Here is a 15,909-nt window from a genome sequence, read left to right as displayed (position 1 = left end):
TTATGGTATTATAAACTCCTATGTATAAGTTAAAGGGGGCTGTAAAATGAAAACAGAAAAAGAAAAGATGATATTAGGAGAAATGTACATACCAGCTGATCCAGTTTTAGTACAAGAGAGAGAGCAAGCGCGCATATTAACGAGAAAATTCAATGATACGCCAGAAGTACAATTAAAAGAGCGTAGCGAAATCGTAAAAGAACTATTCGGAACGACTGGAGATAACATTCATCTAGAATCTTCTTTTAGATGTGATTACGGCTACAACATTCACGTTGGCGAAAATTTTTACGCGAACTTTGACTGTACAATTTTGGACGTATGCCCAGTAACAATTGGAGTGAATTGTATGTTAGCTCCAGGTGTTCACATTTATACAGCAACACACCCGCTTGATCCAGTAGAACGCATAAGCGGATTAGAATACGGAAAACCAGTTACAATTGGCGATAACGTATGGATTGGTGGAAGAGCAATTATTAATCCAGGTGTAACAATTGGACACAACGCGGTTATCGCATCTGGCGCCGTTGTAACGAAAGATGTGCCTGATAATGTAGTAGTTGGCGGGAATCCTGCAAAAATTATTAAAAAAATAAAATAATATTTGAACACATTGCCTTCCTCGTCTGTATACATTCATGAAAGAATAGATGAGGGAGGCTTTTATATGTCTAATAAGTTACTTCTTACTTTTGCTTTAATCGGAATTATCGTCGTATTTTCTTGTGGTCTGCTATTACCGATGCCAATTGGATTTAAAGTTTCAATGATTACAGTTGGGATTATAATGATTGTTATTTTTTCAATCATTATTCCGTTGGATAAGAAGTATATTGTACGAAAAAATGGAAATAAAATTGATTTTACAAAAACAAAAATATATTTTCGTTGGAATGTATTTGATACAATTTCGGTCTGTCTTGCAGTGTATGCATGTATATGTGTGCTGGCGTTAAATATTTTCGTTTTTAGTGGATTTACGATTCAAAACCCATATGTTCAATTTTTTACGCATCAGTCACAAGCATGGGTCATTGTCGCAAGTGCATATTTAATTTCCCGTATTTCATTAACGCTAAAAGGAATAAAGGAGATCAAAAAAAATGGCGCAGATTGGGATTGAGGAGGAGCTCATGCTTGCGTATCAAAGTGGGGATAAGGAGGCTGGGGAAAAACTATATGTTTTAATCAAACCAGCGTTATATACATTTTTGTATCGTTTTAATCGGGATGAGCAATTAAGTATCGACCTCGTACAAGATACATTTTTGATGTTAGAGCGTAAGAAACATATGTATGAACCTGAGAAAGGAAAAATAAAAACGTATTTATTTCAAATTGGTTATCGTCTGATGATTAATAAATTAAATAGAAGAAAAAAGTGGCGTACGCTTTTGCCATTTTTAGTGCCGATCCAGGAAAAAGAATTTTCTCACGAAGATCGGCTCACAGTAAGAGAAGCAATTTTGAAAGTTCCTGAAGAACAGCGAGCGGTCTTGATTCTTTCTTATTATCATGACATGCAGCAAAAAGAGATTGCGGAGATATTAAACATTCCGATTGGAACAGTGAAATCGAGACTCCATAACGGGATAAAGAAATTGAAACAATTGCTGGAGGTGGATGAAATTGAACGAAAATCCCTTTAAAAATGAATATAAATTACAGCAGCATTTAGATAGTGACCATATAGAAATACCGGATTTTCCAAAAACGGTAAGTCGCTTCGATCGATTAATCGGATTTCTTGCTTCTCCGGCGAAGGATCCTGTGGAAGCTACGATTGGAAATGATTTATCGATGGTTTTTCATGTATCGTTATTAGTTGGTATACCAATTCTTTCTCTTATTACAATATTCCTTGCAACGTTGTAAAGGATTGGCAAGGAGAGAAATCCTACCTCTATTTGACACGCCTATATAAATGATGGTATAAAGAAAAGTATATGAATAATTGAGCGTGGAAAGGGAGAAGTAGTGATCATTTCCCTGTTTTAGAGAGCTGATGGTCGGTGGAAATCAGCACATAGATGATCGCGAATTACGCCCCTAGAGCATCTTTTTTCGATTGAATTGTATTCAAGAGGAAAAAGACGGTGTTAAGCCGTTATGTAAATAAGGTGGTAGGCTTTTGTTGCCTGCAACTAGGGTGGTAACGCGATGATTAAAATCGTCCCTTATTTAAAGGGGCGATTTTTTTATGTTTTCAACCTTCACGCCAGTAATGAACTTAAAGGAGAGTATGTAGGATATGGGTATTTTACAAGATCTTGAATTTCGCGGTCTAATTAATCAGCAAACAGATGCTGAAGGCCTTGAGCAATTATTAGAAAAAGAAAGCGTTAAATTATACTGTGGTTTCGACCCGACAGCGGATAGCTTGCACATCGGTCATATGTTACCAGTATTAATGTTACGTCGTTTCCAATTAGCTGGTCACCAACCAATCGCACTTGTTGGCGGTGGTACTGGTATGATCGGTGATCCAAGTGGTAAAAAAGCAGAACGTACATTAAATACGAAAGATACAGTTGCTTACTACACAGAAAGCATCAAAAACCAACTTTCAAACTTCTTAGAGTTTGAAGACGTGGAAAACCCAGCAACGATGGCTAACAACTATGACTGGCTTGGTAACTTAGATGTAATTACATTCTTACGCGATATCGGTAAAAACTTCGGTTTAAACTATATGTTAGCAAAAGATACAGTAGCATCTCGTTTAGAAACTGGTATTTCATTCACTGAGTTCAGTTACATGATTTTACAATCATACGACTTCTTAAACTTATACCAACAACATAACTGCCGTCTGCAAATCGGTGGTAGTGACCAATGGGGTAACATTACAGCTGGTCTTGAATTAATCCGTAAATCAGAAGAAGATGCGAAAGCATTCGGTTTAACAATTCCGCTAGTTACAAAATCTGACGGTACGAAGTTTGGTAAAACAGAAGGCGGCGCAATTTGGTTAGACCCAGAAAAAACAACTCCTTACGAGTTCTACCAATTCTGGATTAACACAGATGACCGCGACGTTGTTAAATACTTAAAATACTTCACATTCTTATCTCATGAAGAAATTATTGAGCTTGAGAAGCAAGTAGCTGAAGCGCCAGAAAAACGTGCAGCACAAAAAGCATTAGGTTCTGAAATGACAAAACTTGTTCACGGCGAGGAAGCATTAGAGCAAGCAATCAAAATTTCAGCTGCACTATTCAGCGGTTCTGTAGCAGAACTGACTGCAAACGAAATCGAACAAGGATTCAAAGATGTACCATCTGTAGAACGTACTGCAGAAGATACAGTATTAATCGACTTACTTGTAGAAAGCAAAATCTCTCCATCAAAACGTCAAGCACGTGAAGATGTGACGAACGGCGCAATCTACGTAAACGGTGAGCGTACACAAGCGTTAGACTACGTTGTAACAGAAAACGACCGCATCGAAGGTAAATTCACAATCATTCGCCGCGGTAAAAAGAAATATTTCTTAATTCGTTACTAATAAGAAAAGAATTTAAAACAAATATCACCCCGAATTGTAGGCTGAAAAGTTTATGATTCGGGGTTTTTATGTATGAATTTAGATTGCCGGATCTTTTCTTTTAAATAGAATATAAAGAATTAATACGAGCATATAAAGTAAGCTAATTAACATAACGACAAATGCTGTGGGATAAAATTTTGCCGCATATATAAAGAAATCGATTTGATAAATATCGTCATAATCTGAAATGTACCCTTTAAAATGATTCGTAAACTTAGCGCTATATTTCCATTCATCAGGATGATCTATTAAATTACTCCCCTGATACCAACTCATAAGTGCTGAAGTAATAAACACCATAAATGCACTGCCTAATTGAACCATTTGGTTTATTGTCAAAACGAATTACACCCCCATTTTCTGGTTATTATATCGTAAGAATGTACTTTAATAAACTATTTTGGGGATAAAATACAGTTAGCAGATCTGAAACTTTTTTGTTGTAATCTCCTTTTCGAGTTCATACGGAAATCACATGTAAGCGGTATGATAAACGTATAACAAATAGAAAGGAGTGGTAAAACGAAATGTCACTAGAAGCGCTCATTATTTTTTCTTTGCTAAATGCGGGTCAGCTTGCAGAGAATACGAAGGTTGATGTACATAAAGAGCAGAAAGATGCTTATGTATATGTTCAAAAAGAGGAAACTAAATAATTTTATTTTATATATAAACGAAAAAGCCAATCCAGAGGATTGGCTTTTTGTCATTGCTTTGGAAAGGACGAGGGAATTCCTCCTTTTAAACATTAGCTAAAATTTGGTCATAGCACGAAATGATAAGTGGTTCCAAATCTTTTAAATCATTAACATTATCAATGAAAATTCTACTTACTCCCTGTGATTTCGGGGCTTGTTCAACAACGAAATTAGGGCATAGCTGTTTAGTAGCTTCTAAATCTAGTCTTACAACTAAGGATTTTGCATCTCCATCAAGGAAGAGACGTATAAACCATTTTGTGATTACACGATTCATGATGCAAAAGTAACTAATAGTATCTTTATATTTGAGGTCGCTAATGTCTCTTTGATTTTCAGTCAATATCTCTTTAACAATGTTAAAGGCAGTCAGTTCATCTTCAGTAGTGAAAATTCTATCTGTTTTGTCTTCTTTGTTAATATCTTCAATTATTTCGGCAGAAGCGGCTGCAACCAAGCTTGTTTCTATTTTCTCAGTTGTTTTTGTTTCTTTTGGTGTTAAACCATCACTGATTATTTCTAATAGTGTTTGATTAATTGACTTTTTAACAATTGGTCGGAATCGCTCTAAAACGTTATTTGTAATTCTAGTTGAGCTAAAGTCTTTAATTAGAAAACGAAGGAAGTCATCTGAAGGGTTTTTAAATAATTCTTTAATTGTAGAGTTTAAATTAGTCATATAAATAAGCTCTTCGGCATATTTTACGATTCCTTCAGCTTCAAAATTTTCTTTTGTAAAAGTTTCAATTGTTTCAATATCTACATTAGTTAAATTATCCATGCTGAAGGTAAAGAAAGGCTTTTCATCCATCACGTTGTCATTTGTTAAATCGGTATAAAATTTGTATTCTACACCATTAGTTAGTACCCCTATTTTGACATCTGGTAAAGCATTGAAATACCTAGATAGTTGCGCATCGTGTTTAAGGAGATTTTCTGTTACGGACTTTGCCTCAATTAAAATAATTGGAACACCATTTTTGAAAACCGCATAATCGACTTTTTCGCCTTTTTTAGTCCCGAAATCTGCAATATACTCAGGTCTAACTTCTAAAGGGTTAAAAACGTCATAACCTAGCTTTTGAAGAAAAGGAATAATTAATGATTGTTTGGTCATTTCTTCGTTAGTTATGTACTCTTTTCGTTCTAAAACTTGGTTAGCTATTTTATTTATGTCATTTCTAAATTCCATATCAACGTCTCCTTGTTGTAAAATTTTAATAATTCCTAATATTAATATTATTCTACTATGAAAATTCATAATATAACAGAAGTTCGTATGAAAATAAGTAGGTTATTTTTTACTTGCATTTGATTAAATAAAAAATTATTTATTTTAGGTGAGGATGTGGTATGGTGACGTTTTTATATTACGTGGGATATAAAAAATATGGTGAGAATTGAAAAAAGCCAATCCAGAGGATTGGCTTTTTGTCATTAACGAGAGTAGAACTCTACGATTAATGCTTCGTTGATTTCAGCTGCTAACTCAGAACGCTCAGCGTGACGAGTGTAAGTAGCTTCTAATTTATCAGCATCGAAAGTTAAGTATTCTGGTACGAAGTTGTTAACTTCGATCGCTTCTTTAACAACAACAAGGCTGTTAGATTTTTCGCGAACGCTGATAGTTTGACCAGGTTTTACACGGTAAGATGGGATATCTACGCGAGATCCATCAACTGTGATGTGACCGTGGTTTACTAATTGGCGAGCTGCACGACGAGTGCGAGCTAAGCCCATACGGTAAACTAAGTTGTCAAGACGAGCTTCAAGAAGGATCATGAAGTTTTCGCCGTGCTTACCAGGCATTTTACCTGCTTGGTCAAATGTGCGACGGAATTGACGCTCAGTCATGCCGTACATGTGACGAAGTTTTTGTTTCTCTTGTAATTGTAAACCGTATTCTGAAAGTTTCTTACGTTGGTTAGGACCGTGAGGACCTGGTGCGTAAGGGCGTTTTTCTAATTCTTTTCCTGTGCCGCTTAGAGAGATTCCAAGACGACGAGACAGTTTCCAAGCTGGACCTGTATAACGAGCCATAGTTGACTCCTCCTTTAAAAATGTTTTTATTTACGTAAAATAAAAACAGACGTAATCGATATTTACGGGCATTTTGTTTTCATGTACCTTCGCTCCAGCAGCAGGGAGTTACGAGATACACCTCCGTAGAGGAACAAAATACAAACGATAAACTCACATTACAAGGCTGCCTTTTTATTTTACACAAACGCTATTATATCTTTTACCCAGAGTTTCGTCAAGCAAGCACGTTTTTGTTTTATGCATATAAATTTTGGAAATTAACAAGAAGGAATTTAAAACAATGTAAAAGAAGAGAGTAGAAACACAAGTAAAACGCTTACATAAAATAAAGTAAAACGTTCATCAAATTTTTATTGATGAATATGCGGCAATAAAAACATAAAAGGGGATGTTTTTATGAAGAAGAAGCATATGGAGACAGCGTTAATTCATCACGGTTATACATCTGAGGAACATAAAGGAAGTTTAACACCACCTTTATTTCAAACGTCTACATTTACATTTGAGACTGCGGAGCAAGGCGAGGCGAGTTTTGCAGGAGTAGATCCATCTTATATTTATTCAAGGCTTGGAAATCCAACTGTGAAATTATTTGAAGAGCGTATGGTGGTGTTAGAAGGAGGAGAAGAAGCGCTTGCCTTCGGTTCCGGTATGGCAGCAATTTCAGCAACTTTAATTGGTTTTCTAAAGGCTGGAGATCATATTATTTGTTCAAATGGATTATATGGATGTACGTACGGATTTTTGGAAGTGTTAGAAGAAAAGTTTATGATTACGCATTCGTTTTGTGATATGGAGACAGAGACTGATATTGAAAATAAGATTCGTCCCAATACAAAGCTTATTTTCGTTGAAACACCGATTAATCCAACGATGAAATTAATTGATTTAAAACAGGTGATCAGGGTTGCGAAGCGAAATGGCTTACTTGTTATTGTTGATAATACGTTTTGTTCACCTTATTTACAAAGACCACTTGAACTTGGTTGTGACGCTGTTGTGCATAGTGCGACAAAATATATTGGTGGTCACGGTGATGTTGTGGCGGGTGTAACAATTTGTAAAACGAAAGCGTTAGCTGACAAAATTCGCCCGATGCGAAAAGATATTGGCGGTATTATGGCGCCGTTTGACGCATGGCTATTGTTACGCGGGTTAAAAACGTTAGCAGTAAGAATGGATCGTCATTGTGATAATGCAGAAAAAATTGTGTCGTTTTTGAAAAATCATGACGCGGTAGAAGGTGTTTGGTATCCAGAAGGAGATGTGGCATCTCGTCAAATGAAACGAGGTGGCGGCGTTATTTCTTTTTCGATAAAAGGCGGAAAAGAAGAAACGCAGTCGTTTATCAATGACCTTCATTTTATTACAATTGCGGTAAGTTTAGGCGATACAGAAACTTTAATTCAGCATCCAGCGACGATGACGCATGCGGCGATTCCGGCTGAACTAAGAAAAGAAATGGGTATTTTCGATAACTTAATACGCTTATCAGTCGGTTTAGAAGCGTGGGAAGATATCGTTTCTGATTTGGAGCAAGCGTTAAAGAAAATATCTACTGTTAGTAATCAATAAAAAAGAGCGAGCTATCGGTTTCGTACAGGATGTACTCAATCGATAACTCGCTCTTTTCTTGTTATATATGTTTTAGGAGTGTTTCCACGAACTTTTCTAAATAGTGCTGATCTACTTCGTCGAAACGATTTTTTTCAGGGCTATCAATATCAAGTACACCAATGATATTTCCATCTTTCATAATCGGTACAACGATTTCTGAATTCGAAGCACTATCACAAGCGATATGTCCTGGGAATTGGTGAACATCCGCTACAAGCTGCGTTGTTTTCGTTTCAGCTGCCGCGCCGCAAACGCCTCGTCCGAATGGAATGCGCACGCAAGCAGGCATTCCTTGGAATGGTCCAAGAACAAGCTGATTTCCTTCTGTTACGTAAAAGCCAACCCAATTAACACGATCTAAAAATTGGTTTAATAATGCGGACGCATTTGATAAGTTTGCGACTACGTTTGATTCGCCAGTTAATAATGCATCCAGTTGTTTAATTACTGTTTCATATTGCTGTTCACGAGATCCTGCATAACTTTCTTTAGTAAACATGGAAACAACTCCCTTTTTATCGAGGTGTGTAAAAAATTAGCAAAATACGATGTATTTCACATGACTTTGTCGATAGAAAATTAAAGGAATTTGTCTTAAAAGTCAAGAAATTTAAATTATAGCTGTTCAGTGAGGGGAAGTGAGCGCATGAAACAGACGAAACAAAAAGTAATTGATGCGGCAATATCGTTGTTTAATACAAAAGGGTATGATGGAACATCGGTGCGAGAAATTGCAAAGCGAGCGGATGTGAATGTAGCGAATATTTCATATTATTTTGCTGGAAAGCAAGGTTTATTAGAACAGCTTATTACTGATTTTTTAGAAGGATATATTCATGTGATTGAAATGTCGTTTGAACAGAGAGAGTATTTGTCGGCTAAAGATGTGATGGTGCAAATGGTGCGCGGGATTTTACGATATCAATTTGAAAATAGGGAGCTGACACGTTTCTTTTACCGAGAGCTTTCGCTTGATACGACGTTAATTCGTGAAGTGATGACGATTTATTTTTCAAAAGAAAGATATTATATAGAGCAAATTATTAGACAAGGTCAGACGAAACAAGAGTTTCAAAAGGTATCTTTTACAATGTTTATGACGCAATTAAAAGGTATGATGAATATGCCGTTTTTATATCCGCAATATATATCAGAAGTATTGCATTCGTTTCCGTCCGAGACATTTTTCTTAGAAATGTACACGAAAGAAATTGAGCAATGGATGGAACAAGCATTGTGCAAAACGAATATGTATTATGAATTGCCAAGAGCTGTTCATATGTGAGAAATCCCCACCTAACGGACTGAGGTGGGGATTTTTGTAGTTTCTTTTCTTTGCAATAATCGACATATACAAGAGTTCAAAACGAACGTTCCCGATTGGTGAGTATTCGTTTCACTTTATTTTGTATCTCATATGAAAGAGTGCTTGTTATTACAATCATTTGAGGATGGGCGGTAAAGTAGACGGAAGGTTGAGTAAGATTACGGTTGCATGGAAAGAAACATGAAATTTTAAAAAAACTAGGTCAAAAACACGCCATAACATGGTATGATTAGTACATTGTTAGTTGTTAAATATAGGGGAATTCCCTTTTTATACATAATGCCTTCCATTTCATAAACGGAACGGACAAAAAAAGAGATATAACTAGGAGGCTTTTTTGCATGGATTCTATCCTGACGATCGTTATCATTGTAGTAAGCTCTATTCTAGTGCTGCTCATGATAGAGCTTGTGATAAGAAATCGTTCATATAAAGATATTGAAGCACTGGAGCAGTGGAAACAAGAAATAAAAGATAAACCTGTGGCAGATGAGCTAAAACGGGTGAAAGATTTAAATATGACAGGTCAAACAGAAGAGCTGTTTGGTAAATGGCGTGAAGAGTGGGATGAAATTGTCTCAACAACCCTTCCGAAAGCTGAAAAAGATTTAGGGCAAGCGCGAAAATTCGCCTCGCAATTCTCCTTCCGAAAAGCAAAGCATGCGATGAACGAATCCATAAGTGGTTTAGATGACGCTGATAATCGTATTACTGGTATTTTAAATGAATTACAGCAACTGTTAGAAAGCCATGAGAAAAATAGCTCGGAAATTGAAGGGTTACGTGATACATATCGTAGTATGAAAAAGAGTGTTCTTGCTCATAGACATATGTATGGAGCAGCTGAGCAGAGAATTGAAGAGATGTTAGACGTTGAATCTGAGAAGTTCAAAACTTTTGAAGAGGCAACAAATAATGGTGATTATTTAAAAGCGAGAGAAATTGTTATTAGTTTGGAAGAAGGTTTAGCAGATTTAGAAATCATTATTCATCAAATTCCGGACTTATTGGTAGAGTGTCAAGCGACGTTACCGGTTCAACTGGAAGATTTATTACACGGCCATAATGATATGGTAAGCCAAGGTTATGTATTAGATTACTTGGAAATCCCTAAAGAAGTCCGCGATATGACGAAACAACTACAAACATGTTTAATGGATATACAGGAGCTTCATATAACCGAAGCGGCTGAAAAAGTAGAGAAATTAAAAACTCGTTTAGATGGTTTCTATGATCAACTGGAACAAGAAGTGCATGCGAAATATTATGTGGAGCAAAAAACATTTTCTGTTTATGAAGATTTAGAAGAAATTCGCACAGAAACGATTGAAACGAAAGCAGAAACACAACTTGTGAAACAAAGCTATCAGTTACAAGATAAGGACATTGAGTCTCAAAAAGTAATTGAAAAGCAAATGCACATTTTAATGAAACGTTTTGAAGTAATGCAATTACGCGTTGCTGAACAAGATATTGCTTTCTCTATTATTCGTGAGGAACTAGAAGAGATTTATGAGCAATGTGAAACGTTGAAAGTACTTCATGAAGAATATAAAGAAATGCTACAAACGATGCGTAAAGAAGAATTTGAAGCGCGTGAGAAGTTACAAGAAATGCGAAATACAATTTTAGAAACGAAACGCTTTATGCAAAAGGCGAATTTGCCAGGTCTTCCAGAGAGCATTATGGAGGATTTGCAAAGAGGACAAATGGCGATGCAAGCTGTATATGATCAATTAGAAGTAAAACCGTTAAATATGAATGCTGTAAATAGCAGTTTAGAAGAAGCATACACAACTGTTAACGGTGTAGCTGAAATGACAGAAGAGTTAATTGGACAAGCGTATTTAGTTGAAAAATTAATTCAATACGGTAACCGTTACCGCAGTCATGATGAGAGCCTTGCAGAAAGCTTGAATTATGCGGAGAAATTATTCCGTGAATATCAATACGATGCAGCTTTAGAACAAGCGGCTTCTGTATTAGAGCAACTTGAGCCTGGCGTTGTTCAAAAAATAGCTGAATATGTAGACAATGAGCAAACCCTTTCGTAAAGGGTTTGTTTTTTTGTGTAATTTTAAAGGCGATGTTGCTATAATGAATAGCGGAATACAGTAAGGTTATTCGTTTTAAAATAAAACGAAACCTTTGAGTAGTTTTAGCGTAATTACACGTATTTATGATATGATTATACGATGTGATAGCGCTGAAAGGGGAAGAACGATGATCTATTTTGATAATAGTGCGACGACGAAGCCATATCCAGAAGCTCTTCAATCGTACGTGACGGTTGCTGGGAAATATTTTGGTAATCCTTCTTCTATTCATTCGCTTGGAGGAGAGGCAGAGCGTCTACTAACACAATCAAGAACGATTGCAGCGCAGCTTCTTCACGTTAAGCCTTCTGAAGTTATTTTCACATCAGGTGGAACGGAAGGGAATAACCTTGCGATTAAAGGGATAGCGATGAGGAATCGTTCGCGCGGCAAACATATCATTACAACAAATATTGAACACGCGTCTGTGTTTGAAGCATATAAGCAATTAGAAGAACTCGGGTTTGGTGTAACATATTTACCGGTTAACGAGCATGGTGTTGTATCGGTAGAGGATGTAAAACGAGCGCTTCGTGAAGATACGATTCTTGTGTCAATTATTCATGTGAACAACGAGACTGGAGCAATTCAGCCTGTTGCTGAAATTGGAACATTATTATCGAACTATCCGAAAATAAGATTCCACGTGGACCATGTGCAAGGAATAGGAAAAGTACAGCTTGATTTATACGCTTCTCATATTGATCTTTGTTCAATATCTGGGCATAAATTTCATAGCGTAAAGGGAACAGGACTTCTTTACGTACGTGATGGTGTAAGATTAGATCCAATCTTATCAGGTGGTCAACAAGAGCTCAAGTATCGATCAGGTACAGAAAACTTACCTGGCATTGTAGCGATGGTGAAAGCACTTCGTATGACAATGGAACAAGTGAAAGAAAAGATAGCTCATTTACAAAGTTTACAAACAGAGCTTGTCCGTTTCTTTACAGAAATGGAAGGTGTAACGATTAATACGTCACTTGCATATGCAGCACCGCACATTTTAAATGTGTCGTTTGTCGGTTTAAAACCGGAAGTGGTCGTTCATGCTTTAGAAGAGCACGGCGTATATGTATCAACGAAGTCTGCTTGTTCTTCAAAAGCAAATGAAGTGAGCCGAGTACTCGTGTCAATGGGAGTACCGCACGCTGCAGCTGCAAGTGCGATTCGCATTAGTCTAGCGCCGGACAACACGATGGAAGAAGTAAAACAGTTTGAAGGTATTGTAAAAGAGACAATGCCAAAATTATATGAAGTGATGAGGTAAAGAAATATGATGACATATGAATATATTTTAGTTCGTTATGGAGAGATGACGACAAAAGGAAAGAACCGTTCTAAGTTTGTAAGTACGTTAAAAGATAATGTGAAATTTAAATTAAAAAAATTCCCAAACATTAAAATTGATGCAACACATGACCGTATGTACATCCAATTAAATGGCGAAGACCATGAAGCGATTGCTGAAAGATTGAAAGATGTATTCGGTATTCATAAATTTAACTTAGCGATGAAAGTACCATCAGAATTAGAAGATATTAAAAAAGGTGCATTAGCAGCTTTCTTACAAGTAAAAGGTGATGTGAAAACATTTAAAATTACAGTGCACCGTTCTGATAAGCGCTTCCCAATGAAGACGATGGAATTACTTCCAGAAATCGGTGGGCACATTCTAGAAAATACAGAAGACATTACAGTAGATGTTCATAATCCAGATGTGAATGTACGTATAGAAATTCGCAGTGGTTACAGCTATATTATGTGTGGTGAGCACATGGGAGCTGGCGGTTTACCAGTTGGTGTTGGCGGAAAAGTAATGGTACTTCTTTCTGGTGGTATCGATAGCCCAGTAGCAACTTACTTAACGATGAAACGCGGCGTATCTGTGGAAGCAGTTCACTTCCATAGTCCACCTTTCACAAGTGAGCGTGCGAAACAAAAAGTAATCGATTTAGCACAAGAGTTAACGAAATACTGTAAACGTGTAACACTTCACCTTGTTCCATTTACAGAAGTGCAAAAGACGATTAATAAAGAAATTCCTTCTAGCTATTCTATGACGGTAATGCGCCGTATGATGATGCGCATTACAGAGCGTATTGCAGAGGAGCGTAATGCACTTGCGATTACGACTGGTGAAAGTCTTGGACAAGTAGCGAGCCAAACGTTAGATAGTATGCATACGATTAACGAAGTAACAAACTATCCTGTTATTCGTCCGCTTATTACAATGGACAAATTAGAAATTATTAAAATTGCAGAAGAAATTGGAACATATGATATTTCGATTCGTCCGTATGAAGATTGCTGTACAGTATTCACACCAGCAAGCCCAGCGACGAAACCAAAGCGTGAGAAAGCAAATCGTTTCGAAGCGAAATATGATTTCACGCCGTTAATCGACGAAGCTGTAGCGAACAAAGAAACAATGGTATTACAAACAGTAGAAGTAGTGGCGGAAGAAGAAAAATTCGAGGAACTTTTCTAAACCCATAAATTACCACATTCAAATGTGTATGAAGTCATGTTGTTTATCACACTCTATACTCACAAGGAGGTGATACAACATGGCAAGCAACAATAAATTAGCGGTATCTGGTGCTCAAGCAGCATTAGACCAAATGAAATATGAAATCGCTCAAGAGTTTGGTGTTCAACTTGGAGCTGATGCAACATCTCGTGCTAACGGTTCTGTTGGTGGCGAAATCACTAAACGTCTAGTTTCACTAGCTGAGCAACAATTAGGCGGTTTCCAAAAATAATCCCATATACGATGGCTTAGAAAGAGCGGGTTCTCCCGCTCTTTCTTTTTGTTTTTTTTTGTCGTTATAAATGCATTTCGACATAGGTATAAAAAAATTGTCAAAAGAAGAGGGTTCAAAATTTACTGAAAATTCTTTATTATATAAGAGAGGCATAGAAATAAAGGAGGATTTTTTATGAAGAGAGAGGAATTATTGGCGCCACCATCTTATAATTTAGTTTCAGAAATAGAGAAATATACAGGTGATAAAGAGAAGCTTGCTTTAATTTGGCAAGATGATAAAGGGAATAGACGAGAAGTTACATATTTTGAATTAATGCAAGGTGCGAATAAAATTGGAAACGCTTTTATAAAAAGTGGCTTACAAAAAGGGGACAAGCTCCTTATTATGATGCCGCGCTTAATTGAAGCCTACATGACGTATATTGCTGCGATTAAAGCAGGATTTGTCGTAATTCCAAGTTCGGAAATGTTGCGCAAAAAAGATATCGAATACCGAATTGGACACGGGGAAGTAAAAGCGATTGTAAGTTATGAACCATACATTGGACAATTTGATGATATAGAGGCGATGGACTCTCTTCAAAAGTTCGTCCTGAGCGAGCAGTCAGTAGATGGATGGATCAATTTAAAAACAGCATTAGAAACAGAAAGTGACATGTTAGAGATAGTGAAGACAGATAAAGAAGATATGGTCTTTTTATCTTACACGTCAGGGACGACAGGAAACCCGAAAGGTGTCGTTCATACGCACGCGTGGGCATACGCTCACTTACGTACGAGCGCCCCAAATTGGCTCGGAATTGAAGAGAATGATGTTGTATGGGCAACAGCTAGTCCAGGCTGGCAAAAGTGGATTTGGAGCCCGTTTTTAGCAACTCTCGGTTCAGGTGCAACAGGGTTTGTGTACAACGGTAAGTTTGAACCGAAAACGTATTTAAATTTATTAGGTGATAATAAGGTGAATGTGCTTTGTTGTACGCCGACTGAGTATAGATTGATGGCAAAGGTAGAAGACTTAAGTAAGTACAACTTAGAAGCGTTACATAGCGCTGTATCAGCAGGTGAGCCGTTAAATAGAGAAGTTATTGAAACGTTCCAAAAGCATTTCGACATTACAGTAAGAGATGGCTATGGACAAACGGAAAACACATTACTTGTTGGGATAATGAAAGGAATGGACATTAGACCAGGATCAATGGGAAAACCGACGCCAGGCAACCATGTTGATATCGTAAATGAGGAAGGCGTTCCCGTACAGGTAGGAGAAGTTGGTGATATTGCAGTTCACATTGAAACACCGGCCCTCTTCAAACAATATTATAAAGACGACGAGCGCACAGCGATGCAATTCCGCGGTGATTATTATATTACTGGTGATAAAGCGAAGAAAGATGAAGATGGCTATTTCTGGTTTGAAGGGCGCGGTGATGATATTATTATTAGCTCAGGTTATACAATCGGACCGTTTGAAGTAGAAGATGCACTTGTAAAACATCCATACGTAAGAGAATGTGCTGTTGTCGCAAGTCCAGATGAAATTCGCGGAAGTGTCGTGAAGGCATTTATCGTATTAAGAGAGAATATAGAAAAGAACGAAGAAACATTGATCCCAGTACTTCAACAACACGTCAAAGAACTTACTGCACCATATAAATATCCTCGTAAAATTGAATTTGTAGATGAACTACCAAAAACGATTTCTGGAAAAATTCGCCGTATTGAACTTAGAAAACAAGAGATGGAGATTCCTTCAAAATAATTTTGAAAATAGGGAAGTAAATAGTTGAATGAAATGTAAAACGTAT

The 15,909-nt window shown here is 36.9% G+C and carries 17 protein-coding genes and 1 other annotated feature; of the genes, 13 read left to right on the top strand and 4 right to left on the bottom strand.

Translation table 11 applies throughout. From position 1 onward, the window contains the following. Positions 1-46 precede the first annotated feature (46 nt). From COI75_RS17970 to tyrS, 5 genes are all read left to right on the top strand, one after another. Positions 47-604: a maltose acetyltransferase domain-containing protein gene (locus COI75_RS17970; protein WP_000845575.1), complete on the top strand. Its 558-nt coding sequence runs from the start codon at positions 47-49 to the stop codon at positions 602-604. A gap of 66 nt (positions 605-670) precedes the next feature. Further along, entirely contained in the window at positions 671-1,126 is a 456-nt protein-coding gene (locus tag COI75_RS17965) for a hypothetical protein (RefSeq protein WP_000066445.1), read from the top strand. Continuing rightward, positions 1,107-1,652 (top strand): RNA polymerase sigma factor, encoded by a 546-nt coding sequence (locus COI75_RS17960; RefSeq protein WP_000057176.1) that lies wholly within the window; start codon positions 1,107-1,109, stop codon positions 1,650-1,652. Before COI75_RS17965 ends, COI75_RS17960 begins: the two co-directional genes overlap by 20 nt. After that, positions 1,633-1,878: a hypothetical protein gene (locus tag COI75_RS17955; protein ID WP_001004946.1), complete on the top strand. Its 246-nt coding sequence runs from the start codon at positions 1,633-1,635 to the stop codon at positions 1,876-1,878. The genes COI75_RS17960 and COI75_RS17955 overlap by 20 nt, the downstream gene beginning before the upstream one ends. 77 nt (positions 1,879-1,955) lie before the next feature. Further along, positions 1,956-2,184 (top strand) — a binding site (T-box leader). A gap of 70 nt (positions 2,185-2,254) precedes the next feature. Beyond that, a complete protein-coding gene (gene tyrS / locus COI75_RS17950; protein WP_000512073.1) occupies positions 2,255-3,511 on the top strand; it encodes a tyrosine--tRNA ligase in 1,257 nt (418 codons plus the stop codon). Between the two features lie 78 nt (positions 3,512-3,589). On the opposite strand, the gene COI75_RS17945 is transcribed toward tyrS, so the two are convergent. After that, positions 3,590-3,892, bottom strand: coding sequence for a YjdJ family protein (locus COI75_RS17945; protein ID WP_000154646.1), 303 nt, complete (start codon positions 3,890-3,892; stop codon positions 3,590-3,592). A 188-nt stretch (positions 3,893-4,080) separates the two neighbouring features. Here COI75_RS17945 and COI75_RS17940 point away from each other — a divergent pair, with 188 nt between their 5' ends. Next, positions 4,081-4,209, top strand: coding sequence for a hypothetical protein (locus COI75_RS17940; protein WP_000050945.1), 129 nt, complete (start codon positions 4,081-4,083; stop codon positions 4,207-4,209). A gap of 85 nt (positions 4,210-4,294) precedes the next feature. On the opposite strand, the gene COI75_RS17935 is transcribed toward COI75_RS17940, so the two are convergent. After that, entirely contained in the window at positions 4,295-5,443 is a 1,149-nt protein-coding gene (locus COI75_RS17935) for a type I restriction endonuclease (protein ID WP_098448519.1), read from the bottom strand. Positions 5,444-5,688: 245 nt separating this feature from the next. Further along, positions 5,689-6,291, bottom strand: a complete 603-nt coding sequence (gene rpsD, locus COI75_RS17930; protein WP_000135322.1) for a 30S ribosomal protein S4 — start codon at positions 6,289-6,291, stop codon at positions 5,689-5,691. Positions 6,292-6,690: 399 nt separating this feature from the next. Here rpsD and megL point away from each other — a divergent pair, with 399 nt between their 5' ends. Beyond that, positions 6,691-7,869, top strand: a complete 1,179-nt coding sequence (megL, locus tag COI75_RS17920) for a methionine gamma-lyase (protein WP_000726580.1) — start codon at positions 6,691-6,693, stop codon at positions 7,867-7,869. A gap of 61 nt (positions 7,870-7,930) precedes the next feature. Here megL and COI75_RS17915 read toward each other — a convergent pair whose 3' ends face one another. Then, a complete protein-coding gene (locus COI75_RS17915) occupies positions 7,931-8,410 on the bottom strand; it encodes a GAF domain-containing protein (protein WP_000494326.1) in 480 nt (159 codons plus the stop codon). A gap of 147 nt (positions 8,411-8,557) precedes the next feature. Here COI75_RS17915 and refZ point away from each other — a divergent pair, with 147 nt between their 5' ends. The 6 genes from refZ to mbcS all read left to right on the top strand — a co-directional run bounded on the left by refZ (position 8,558) and on the right by mbcS (position 15,863). Beyond that, on the top strand, positions 8,558-9,196 hold the full coding sequence (gene refZ, locus COI75_RS17910) for a forespore capture DNA-binding protein RefZ (protein WP_000814936.1): 639 nt from the start codon (positions 8,558-8,560) through the stop codon (positions 9,194-9,196). Positions 9,197-9,579: 383 nt separating this feature from the next. Continuing rightward, positions 9,580-11,292, top strand: a complete 1,713-nt coding sequence (ezrA, locus tag COI75_RS17905; protein ID WP_000377322.1) for a septation ring formation regulator EzrA — start codon at positions 9,580-9,582, stop codon at positions 11,290-11,292. Positions 11,293-11,461: 169 nt separating this feature from the next. Further along, a complete protein-coding gene (locus tag COI75_RS17900) occupies positions 11,462-12,604 on the top strand; it encodes a cysteine desulfurase family protein (RefSeq protein WP_000638986.1) in 1,143 nt (380 codons plus the stop codon). 6 nt (positions 12,605-12,610) lie between these two features. Continuing rightward, positions 12,611-13,825, top strand: a complete 1,215-nt coding sequence (thiI, locus tag COI75_RS17895) for a tRNA uracil 4-sulfurtransferase ThiI (RefSeq protein ID WP_000989270.1) — start codon at positions 12,611-12,613, stop codon at positions 13,823-13,825. Positions 13,826-13,904: 79 nt separating this feature from the next. Continuing rightward, the gene (locus COI75_RS17890) at positions 13,905-14,099 is read left to right on the top strand and encodes an alpha/beta-type small acid-soluble spore protein (RefSeq protein WP_000157912.1); all 195 of its coding nucleotides are present in this window, start codon (positions 13,905-13,907) and stop codon (positions 14,097-14,099) included. 177 nt (positions 14,100-14,276) lie between these two features. After that, positions 14,277-15,863, top strand: coding sequence for an acyl-CoA synthetase MbcS (gene mbcS / locus COI75_RS17885; protein ID WP_000817758.1), 1,587 nt, complete (start codon positions 14,277-14,279; stop codon positions 15,861-15,863). The last annotated feature ends 46 nt before the right edge of the window (positions 15,864-15,909 follow it).

Origin of the sequence: Bacillus cereus, from assembly GCF_002564555.1 — a bacterium.
In the GTDB taxonomy this organism is placed as follows: Bacteria; Bacillota; Bacilli; order Bacillales; family Bacillaceae_G; genus Bacillus_A; species Bacillus_A cereus_K.
This window is presented reverse-complemented; position numbering and strand designations above follow the sequence as displayed.

Coding starts and splice junctions, on each gene's coding strand:
- COI75_RS17970 (WP_000845575.1), top strand. CDS start 47: ATGAAAACAGAAAAAGAAAAGATGATATTAGGAGAAATGTACATACCA.
- COI75_RS17965 (WP_000066445.1), top strand. CDS start 671: ATGTCTAATAAGTTACTTCTTACTTTTGCTTTAATCGGAATTATCGTC.
- COI75_RS17960 (WP_000057176.1), top strand. CDS start 1,107: ATGGCGCAGATTGGGATTGAGGAGGAGCTCATGCTTGCGTATCAAAGT.
- tyrS (WP_000512073.1), top strand. CDS start 2,255: ATGGGTATTTTACAAGATCTTGAATTTCGCGGTCTAATTAATCAGCAA.
- COI75_RS17940 (WP_000050945.1), top strand. CDS start 4,081: ATGTCACTAGAAGCGCTCATTATTTTTTCTTTGCTAAATGCGGGTCAG.
- COI75_RS17935 (WP_098448519.1), bottom strand. CDS start 5,443: ATGGAATTTAGAAATGACATAAATAAAATAGCTAACCAAGTTTTAGAA.
- rpsD (WP_000135322.1), bottom strand. CDS start 6,291: ATGGCTCGTTATACAGGTCCAGCTTGGAAACTGTCTCGTCGTCTTGGA.
- megL (WP_000726580.1), top strand. CDS start 6,691: ATGAAGAAGAAGCATATGGAGACAGCGTTAATTCATCACGGTTATACA.
- COI75_RS17915 (WP_000494326.1), bottom strand. CDS start 8,410: ATGTTTACTAAAGAAAGTTATGCAGGATCTCGTGAACAGCAATATGAA.
- refZ (WP_000814936.1), top strand. CDS start 8,558: ATGAAACAGACGAAACAAAAAGTAATTGATGCGGCAATATCGTTGTTT.
- ezrA (WP_000377322.1), top strand. CDS start 9,580: ATGGATTCTATCCTGACGATCGTTATCATTGTAGTAAGCTCTATTCTA.
- COI75_RS17900 (WP_000638986.1), top strand. CDS start 11,462: ATGATCTATTTTGATAATAGTGCGACGACGAAGCCATATCCAGAAGCT.
- thiI (WP_000989270.1), top strand. CDS start 12,611: ATGATGACATATGAATATATTTTAGTTCGTTATGGAGAGATGACGACA.
- COI75_RS17890 (WP_000157912.1), top strand. CDS start 13,905: ATGGCAAGCAACAATAAATTAGCGGTATCTGGTGCTCAAGCAGCATTA.
- mbcS (WP_000817758.1), top strand. CDS start 14,277: ATGAAGAGAGAGGAATTATTGGCGCCACCATCTTATAATTTAGTTTCA.